Consider the following 3,114-nt stretch of genomic DNA (forward strand, 5'->3'; position numbering starts at 1 on the left):
CTCTCCGTGCTCTTAAGATGAACGGTGGAGTGACCAAGGATGCTTTGACTGAAGAAAATGTAGAGGCTGTTCGTGCTGGTTTTGCCAACTTGAAACGTCACGTTGAAAATATCCGTAAGTTTGGCATTCCTGCAGTGGTTGCCATCAATGAATTTATCACCGATACAGAAGCAGAAATTGCTGCTTTGAAAGAATTGTGTGCTGAAATTGATGTACCAGTTGAGCTTGCGAGCGTATGGGCGAATGGTGCTGACGGTGGAGTTGAACTTGCTGAAACGCTGGTCAAGACTATTGAAACAAGTCCAGCTAACTACACACGCTTGTATGATAACAACCTTTCTGTTGAAGAAAAAATTGAAAAGATTGTTACAGAGATTTACCGCGGTACGAAGGTGAATTTTGAGAAGAAAGCTAAGACACAAATTGCTCAAATCGTGAAAAATGGTTGGGATAAGTTGCCAATCTGTATGGCCAAAACACAATATAGCTTCTCTGATAATCCAAATGCCTTGGGAGCTCCTGAAAACTTTGAAATCACTATCCGTGAAGTGGTTCCAAAATTGGGAGCAGGCTTTATTGTCGCTTTGACTGGGGATGTGATGACCATGCCTGGTTTACCAAAACGTCCAGCTGCTTTAAATATGGATGTGGCTGCTGATGGAACAGCTATTGGCTTGTTCTAATAGACGTCTGATGACAAAAAACAACTTCTGTTCAAATGAGCAGAAGTTGTTTTATTATGTACTCGTCGAATGCTATGGTGCAAGAAGCTGATGACTGGCTTTGTGGTAGGTAAACCAAAGTTGGAGGGTCATTGGGACCCAAATGAGAGGCTCGCAAAGAATGACTCCTATATAGCCTGTATGAGGGATAATGAAAAGTACAAAGAGAATTTTTCCTGTTAACTCGATAAAGCTAGAAATCAAAGGGGTCAATTTTCTACCAATACCTTGGAGGGAATTCCCTAAAATCAAGAGGCATCCTAAGACCGGATAGAAGCAGGAGCTGATTTGCAGATAGAGACTGGCATTTGCGATCAAGTTAGGATCGCTAGATCCAGATATGAGGTTTGTTAAGAACGGGCTTGTAAAGAAGAGGAGGATGGCAACAATGATCGACCAAACGAAGGAGAGAAGACAAGCTTGTTTGACCCCTTTTTGAATCCGTCGAAAGCGTTTAGCACCAAAGTTTTGCGAGGTAAAGGTCGTCATACTAGTGGAAATAGCAGCCATTGGCAGGAGGGCAAAGGACATGATCCGACGAGCTGAGATTTGAGCACTTATGATGGTCATTCCAAGCTTATTGATAGCTGATTGTAAGATAACTGTTCCGATAGAGACAATGGAAGACATGAGCCCCATGGTCAATCCCTGACTGATTAAGTCTTGATAGAGTCTTTGATCCCAAACAAAATCGTTGCGATTTGGCAGGAGGAAAGGCACTTTTTTGCGAATATAAAAGAAACAAAGAAGTGCAGAAAAACTTTGCGCAATAATAGTCGCAATCCCAGCGGATTGGACTCCGAGATGGAGTTGGGTAATAAAATAAAGATCAAGAAGAATATTGAGAACGGCAGCGATAATCAAGAAGTAGAGTGCCGCTAAGCTATCGCCAACCGCTCTCAGAAGTCCGGCACAAAGATTATAGGCAAAGGTCACAGCTACACCATTGACAATAGTGGAGATATAGAGATAGGACTGAGCTATAATAGCTGGTGGGGTCCCTAAAAACTGGAGAAGGGGATAAAGACCCACAACACCAATAGATATCACGAAGAGACTGAGGATGCCGCCAATAACAGCAGTTGCTGCGACAGATTTTCGTAATTGGTCATCGTTTTTAGCTCCATAATTTCTCGCGATAATGATGCCCATCCCATTTCCAACACCGACAGCAAATCCAACAATCAAATCAAAAATAGCAGAGGTCGCCCCAACGGCTGCCAATGATTTTTGACCTAAAAATCGTCCTACAATCATGACATCCGAAGTATTGTAGAGTTGTTGGAAGATATTGGATAAAAGAATAGGAAAGGCAAAACTTAAAAGAGTAGGTAAAATAGGACCATCTATGAGGTCCACACGTTGAATTCTTTTCATAGTGCCATTATACCAACTTCAGTAACTAGCGACAAGCATCGGTAGTTGAATCCCCTTACATTTTTTGATATAATCGTGTCAGAAAAGGAGGCCTTATGAGCTTAACGAGCCAATTAATCACTGAAACGTTTCCAGATCTGGATAAGGTCGAAAGGCTGAATATCGAAGCATTTCCAGAAGAAGAGCGTGTTCCTTTGTCAGAATTTTTACGTTATACGGACAATGACGATGCCAATTTCTTTGCTTTTTATAACGAGGAAGAATTTGTCGGATTTGCTTTTTCAATCTATAATCAGAAAGCTTTTTATGTCAGTTTTTTTGCCATTATGCCACATTTAAGAAGCCACGGATATGGTCAAGAAATCATTGAAAAATTGGTGGAATTTTACCAAAGGACCATGATTCTTGAAGTGGAACGTTTAGATGAAGAATGCGACAATATAGAGCAGCGTCAGTCTCGGATGGATTTCTATAAGCGAAATGGATTTAAAACTGCTAATGCTTTTTTAGAATACGATGATCTGAGTTTTGAGATTCTTTATCGAGGCGATCAATTTGATGAAGAGGCTTATCGGGACATCTTCCATAAACTGCAAGCAGAGAATTACTTTGATTTCCGTATTGAATACCGACGCTTCAGTGATCATTAGACATGATATAAAAAAGTTCTCAGCTAATTTGCAGAGAACTTTTTTGGTTAGTAAATAAAGAAATAGTTCACGATACTCATGATTTGTGAAAAGAACCAAGGCAGAAATAGAAAAGCTAAGAAAGCAGCATGCCATTTCCAATAGAGAGAAACTAGCCCAACCGTCTCTCGGATCCAAGCCGATGGGAGATAATAAAAAGCTGTTTTTGAACAGACACTGCGTCCAGGGATTTTTAATCGTCTCATAATGACACCAGCCCGAAGAGCGTGAAAGGAATTGGTCACCACAAGGACACTCTTTCCTAGTCCCTGATCTTCAAGAATAGCCTTGCTAAAGGTCAGATTCTCAAAAGTCGTTCGAGAACG

Annotated in this window: 4 protein-coding genes; 2 read left to right on the forward strand and 2 right to left on the reverse strand. The window is 41.0% G+C overall.

Translation table 11 applies throughout. The annotated features are described in order from the left end of the window. Positions 1 to 683 (forward strand): formate--tetrahydrofolate ligase (locus SPADD19_RS06350; RefSeq protein WP_128861599.1); only part of this gene is annotated, 683 nt, incomplete at its 5' end. A 72-nt stretch (positions 684 to 755) separates the two neighbouring features. Here the strand turns inward: SPADD19_RS06350 and SPADD19_RS06355 are convergent. After that, positions 756 to 2,099, reverse strand: a complete 1,344-nt coding sequence (locus SPADD19_RS06355; protein WP_061455549.1) for an MATE family efflux transporter — start codon at positions 2,097 to 2,099, stop codon at positions 756 to 758. A gap of 95 nt (positions 2,100 to 2,194) precedes the next feature. Between SPADD19_RS06355 and SPADD19_RS06360 the strand changes: the two genes are divergently transcribed. Next, a complete protein-coding gene (locus SPADD19_RS06360; protein ID WP_061455550.1) occupies positions 2,195 to 2,749 on the forward strand; it encodes a GNAT family N-acetyltransferase in 555 nt (184 codons plus the stop codon). A gap of 47 nt (positions 2,750 to 2,796) precedes the next feature. Here SPADD19_RS06360 and SPADD19_RS12720 read toward each other — a convergent pair. Further along, positions 2,797 to 3,114 (reverse strand): YdcF family protein (locus SPADD19_RS12720; RefSeq protein ID WP_241496504.1); only part of this gene is annotated, 318 nt, incomplete at its 5' end.

The organism is Streptococcus parasanguinis, from assembly GCF_001578955.1.
Classification (GTDB): domain Bacteria; phylum Bacillota; class Bacilli; order Lactobacillales; family Streptococcaceae; genus Streptococcus; species Streptococcus parasanguinis_U.